The sequence below is a fragment of the Synechococcus sp. W55.1 genome (assembly GCF_047461655.1).
GTDB lineage: Bacteria > Cyanobacteriota > Cyanobacteriia > Thermostichales > Thermostichaceae > Thermostichus.
Map to the genome: position 1 here is coordinate 1 of NZ_JANSHN010000043.1, position 4,305 is coordinate 4,305.

Annotated in this window: 4 protein-coding genes; 1 reads left to right on the plus strand and 3 read right to left on the minus strand. The window is 54.8% G+C overall.

What is annotated here, in order from left to right; translation table 11 throughout:
* Window positions 1-86: 86 nt before the first annotated feature.
* Window positions 87-791: an ankyrin repeat domain-containing protein gene (locus NW816_RS13875; RefSeq protein ID WP_414409543.1), complete on the plus strand. Its 705-nt coding sequence runs from the start codon at window positions 87-89 to the stop codon at window positions 789-791.
* Window positions 792-1,959: 1,168 nt separating this feature from the next.
* Here the strand turns inward: NW816_RS13875 and NW816_RS13880 are convergent.
* From NW816_RS13880 to pyrR, 3 genes are all read right to left on the minus strand, one after another.
* On the minus strand, window positions 1,960-2,508 hold the full coding sequence (locus tag NW816_RS13880; protein WP_414409544.1) for a metal-binding protein: 549 nt from the start codon (window positions 2,506-2,508) through the stop codon (window positions 1,960-1,962).
* A 100-nt stretch (window positions 2,509-2,608) separates the two neighbouring features.
* Window positions 2,609-3,580: a putative 2-dehydropantoate 2-reductase gene (locus NW816_RS13885; protein ID WP_414409545.1), complete on the minus strand. Its 972-nt coding sequence runs from the start codon at window positions 3,578-3,580 to the stop codon at window positions 2,609-2,611.
* A gap of 51 nt (window positions 3,581-3,631) precedes the next feature.
* Window positions 3,632-4,305, minus strand: a 674-nt coding sequence (gene pyrR, locus NW816_RS13890; protein ID WP_414409546.1) for a bifunctional pyr operon transcriptional regulator/uracil phosphoribosyltransferase PyrR, incomplete at its 5' end; no start/stop codon positions are given.

Below are 4,305 nucleotides of genomic sequence, written 5' to 3' on the forward strand. Positions count from 1 at the left end.
CATCTAAAAAAACCAACTTCATCCTCTTTCCTCTATAAATTACTCTCTCTATCCTAACATAAGATCAACACGACCTAAAACAATTATTGGCCCATTTGCAGCGGGGGGAAGATGTGAATGCTGTCGATGCTCAGGGAATGACTTTGCTTCATAAAGCGACACTCCTTGGCGATTTGGAACTGTTGGATTTGCTCTTGGCCCATGGCGCTTCTCCCAATGCCTTGGATCCCACAGGTGCCACCCCTCTCCATTTGGCTGCTGACGTCGGCCAGGTCAAGCTGGTGGAGCGTCTTTTGAGGGCAGGCAGCGATATCGATCTCCCAGATAACCATGGCTATACCCCTCTCCAGCGGGCTGCTTTAACCGATCAGGCGGAGGTAATCGGTCTGCTCATCCAGAAGGGAGCCAACACTGGTCGTGTTCTCCACTGGGCCACAGCCACCGGTCGAAAAAGCATTCTGGCCCGCCTACTATCCAAGGGAGCGCCGGTGGATGCCACTGACGAAACAGGCCGAACCCCTCTGCATGAAGCCGCCACCCGAGGGGATTTGGGCATCGCTCGCTTTCTGCTCTTGTACGGGGCCAATGCCAATGCGCGCAACCGATTCGGGGCGACACCGATGCACTGGGCTGCTTGGGAAGGACACATCGAAATCCTGGAGCTTTTGCTGGAAAATGGAGCCGAACTAAACCCTCGCAATGAAGATGGGCATACCCCCTTAGCCTATGCACAAAAACGCCAACACAGGCTGGCTGCTCAATGGTTACAAGATCGAGGAGCAACTCTTTAGCTTAGTATCAAGTTTGGCATAGAGAGTAAAACAAAAGTTAATGAAAATGCTGCTATTTCAAGTCATAGGGTATTTGGTCTTCCTTCCTTCTCATGAGATGGGGTTTGAGAGTGAGGGTAACCCCTACAGAAAAAAGGAGAGAGGCTGTTAGGCTTTCCTCCCTCCAGTCTCTTCGTCGCGGTTAGCGTTAACGCCAGCTAGATTCTAACTGATTCTTCCACCTGATTCAACTTTTTTCTAGAGTTTCTCTTGAGCCCAACATAAATTTTTGAACGACAAAACAAGACATAGGACAGACAGTTTGTCCCAAAAGGTTGGTCTTTTTCCTTAGCTTCTGACAAGTTTGCAAAGGAAACTAGAGCAGCAATCTTTGTATTCGGTCTTGTCTTCCGGTTCCCGAAGCCAGATTGCCCCCTTCCAAAGCCATAACCCTCAGCCGCTGTTGCTCCTTTACACTGCCACCTCCACAGATTGACATGAGCAAGCAAAAAATCTCTCTATCAACTGATTCTGACTCTCATTAGCACAGAACCTTGCTTAGCCTTGGAGAGGAGAAAAAGGGATCCCTGCTGACGCAGATGGCCAGCTCTGCCAGCACAGGATCCCTGCCGCATCCAAGACAAGAGAGGAAGACTGATGGATACAACTCCACCACTCAACCGAGTAACAGCATAGCTTTATTGAGATTGAATCGCAATACCTAGCCAACGTAAGAGGAAATGTTCTTGACAAAACTGCTTCAAGTAGTCGTTTCAAGTTAGGGTGAGACGCTTGGGCTACTGAGGAGAGCCTTCTGATTCCCTGTATTCAAGGCTTTAGGTATGGGTGCAGTGTCCCAGTTTGAATCGAAATGGCCACAAGCAGAGTACCTGGGCTAAAGGGTAATTGGCCAAGATTTGCAGTTTCAGCCCTCTTGAGAGGATAGGTCGCGGAGTTGTGGGCACAGCACAGGTTCAAGGGGGGGTGAGGGGCTGATAGCAGTCGTGGTTCTTATTACCCTCTATTTCAACTGCTCGCGTAGCGGGCCGGAGGCCTTAGCAGGAAGCAACCGGTCGTTTGTTTCACCTTGACGGTGAGATAAATGACTACGCGTTGCGGAACAGTAGGTAACCTCACTGCCATTCAAATGCCGGGGCAGGCAAGAATCAGCTTTTGGCCCAATGGATCCCTAGCGACGATAGCTGAGTCGCCTGGCGGGAGATCGAGCCTGACGGCGTTTGCGCCAGCGTTTCCAGTGGGAGATCGTCCAGTCGCTCAGGCTGTGGTTCACCGATCCCAGTTCCAACCCCATCCCAATCCAAAACAGCATCTCGGCGTGAACTTGCAGCAATTGCCAGAGATCGCTGCGCCACACCCAGGGTTGCCACATCCACCAGCCCAACTGGGATCCCAGCCAAGCCCCCAGCAGGCCAACTCCTCCTGCCCATAGGCTCAAGTACAGCACCCGCACGGCAGTGCCCACGATGGGCCCATGAGACCAAAAGGAGCGATGCCGTATCCACCTGCGGTAGGGCAGCCAAATCCAACGCAAGAACAGCCAGCGTTGATACTGTCGAGAACAGGTGTCCAGATCTCCAGAAAACATCAGGCCGCTGAATAGATAGGCCGATCCCACGGCCAGAGCAACCGTGGTGCTGTTCCCCAGCAAACCGGCGGCTAAGGTGATGCCGGGGGCTGTCCAGAGGGTGATGCGATCGTGGGTGGATCCCAGGGGCATAAAGCCGGAGCAACGGTACAGGACTGCGGCTCAGTTTACCCACAAGCCAAGAAGAAAGCCTGGTCCAGCCCTGGGATCGCTCCGCCGGATCTTGAAAAACCTAAGCCTGCTGCTCCCCAGGGATCCCTCGATTCAGGCGATCCAACACCTGCAACTGCCGATAGAGCATTTCAACCCGTGGTAGATGGATCCCCGCTTGTCGAGCGTACTGCAGGGGGTTGCCGAAGATTGCCTGCAGCTCCAGGGGACGTTTGCGCTCATAGTCGATTTTCATGCTGGTGCGGTAGGGGGCCATTTTCTCGGTGTTGGTGAGCATTTCTTGGATCAAGGAATCGGGAAGCAGGCGATCACAAGCCGCAGCTCCCTGGACCACCTCCTGCATCAGCGTTTCCGCCAAAGCACGGGCCTCAGGATCTCGGATCATTTGCTGAGTGTCGGCATTGAACACCACCGAGAGGCCGTTGAAGGGAATATTCCAGACCAACTTCTGCCAGCGGGCCAACATCAAATCTGGTGAGAGCGAAGTCGGGATCCCTGCCCGTTGAAAATCGGCTTGAACTTGTTGAAGGCGGGGCGTGATCCCTTGGGGGGCATAGCCAGGGCCGTATTCTGCCAGCAGCACCGAACCGTAATCCAGATGGTGAATGTGGCCGGGGCCAACCTTATTGGAGCTGACGAAACAGAGGCCCCCCATCACCCGTTCTGGGCCAACGCAATCGGCAATCTCGGGCTCCACCCCCAGCCCATTTTGCAACAAGATCACCACGCCATTCTCGGCCAACACAGGCGGGATCAAGTGCGGCAGAAGCGCATTTTGGGTGGCTTTCAAAGCCACGATCACCCCTTCGCAAGCGGGCATGTCCTCCACGGCTGCGTAGGCATTCACCTGGGGCAAATGAAAATCCCCCCAGCAGGACTGCACCCACAGGCCGTTTTGGCAAACATGCTCATAGTCGCTGTGCAGCAGAAAATGCACCGCAAAGCCCGCCTGTTGCAATTTCGCCCCATAAAATCCTCCCAAAGCGCCCGTGCCCAAAACAGCGTAGCGGCGGGTTTCCGGCAACCAAGACATGGCAGTGAGTTTCGGCAGGTCATCCCTAAAATACCGCACCCCAGCGCTGGCTCAGGGTTTAATCTTTGCTGTTTTGTCTATCAACAGCACCCGCTCTTCTGCATCGGTTTCCCGCAGATGGACTCTCACCATTTGCTCCGGTTCTGTGGAAAGCTGACAACCGCAGTAATCGGGCTGGATGGGAAACTGTCGGTGACCCCGGTCAATCAACACCGCCAATCGCACCCGTTCCGGTCGCCCAAAGTGGTTTAGGGCCTCCAAAGCCGCCCGGACGGTGCGACCGCGAAAGATCACATCATCTACCAGCACCACCTCTTGGCCGGTTAGGTCACGCGGCATTTCGCTGCGATCTGGGGTGCGCAACCCACCGGCACTCAAATCGTCGCGGAAAAAAGTGATGTCCAGCTCCCCTACTTGGGGCGGGATCCCCAGTAGAGTGGCAATCCGATCCCGCAGGCGGTAGGCCAAGGGGACTCCCCGGGTGCGAATGCCGATCAACGTCAACTTTTGGGGGTGGGGGTGATCCCTGCCGATCGCCGCTGCCAGACTCTCGATCAGCCCGGCCAACTGCTCCGCATCGAAGACCTCGATCTCGGACATGGATCCCTGTCGCCCCCCCGTCAATTGCGGATCTGGTCTGTAGAAGACTTTAACAAAACGCGCGGAATTCCCCACCCTCTGTAGGGTGGGGATGGATAGCGCCACTGGATTTGTGGAGCACTCAG

Coding starts and splice junctions, on each gene's coding strand:
- NW816_RS13880 (WP_414409544.1), bottom strand. CDS start 2,508: ATGCCCCTGGGATCCACCCACGATCGCATCACCCTCTGGACAGCCCCC.
- NW816_RS13885 (WP_414409545.1), bottom strand. CDS start 3,580: ATGTCTTGGTTGCCGGAAACCCGCCGCTACGCTGTTTTGGGCACGGGC.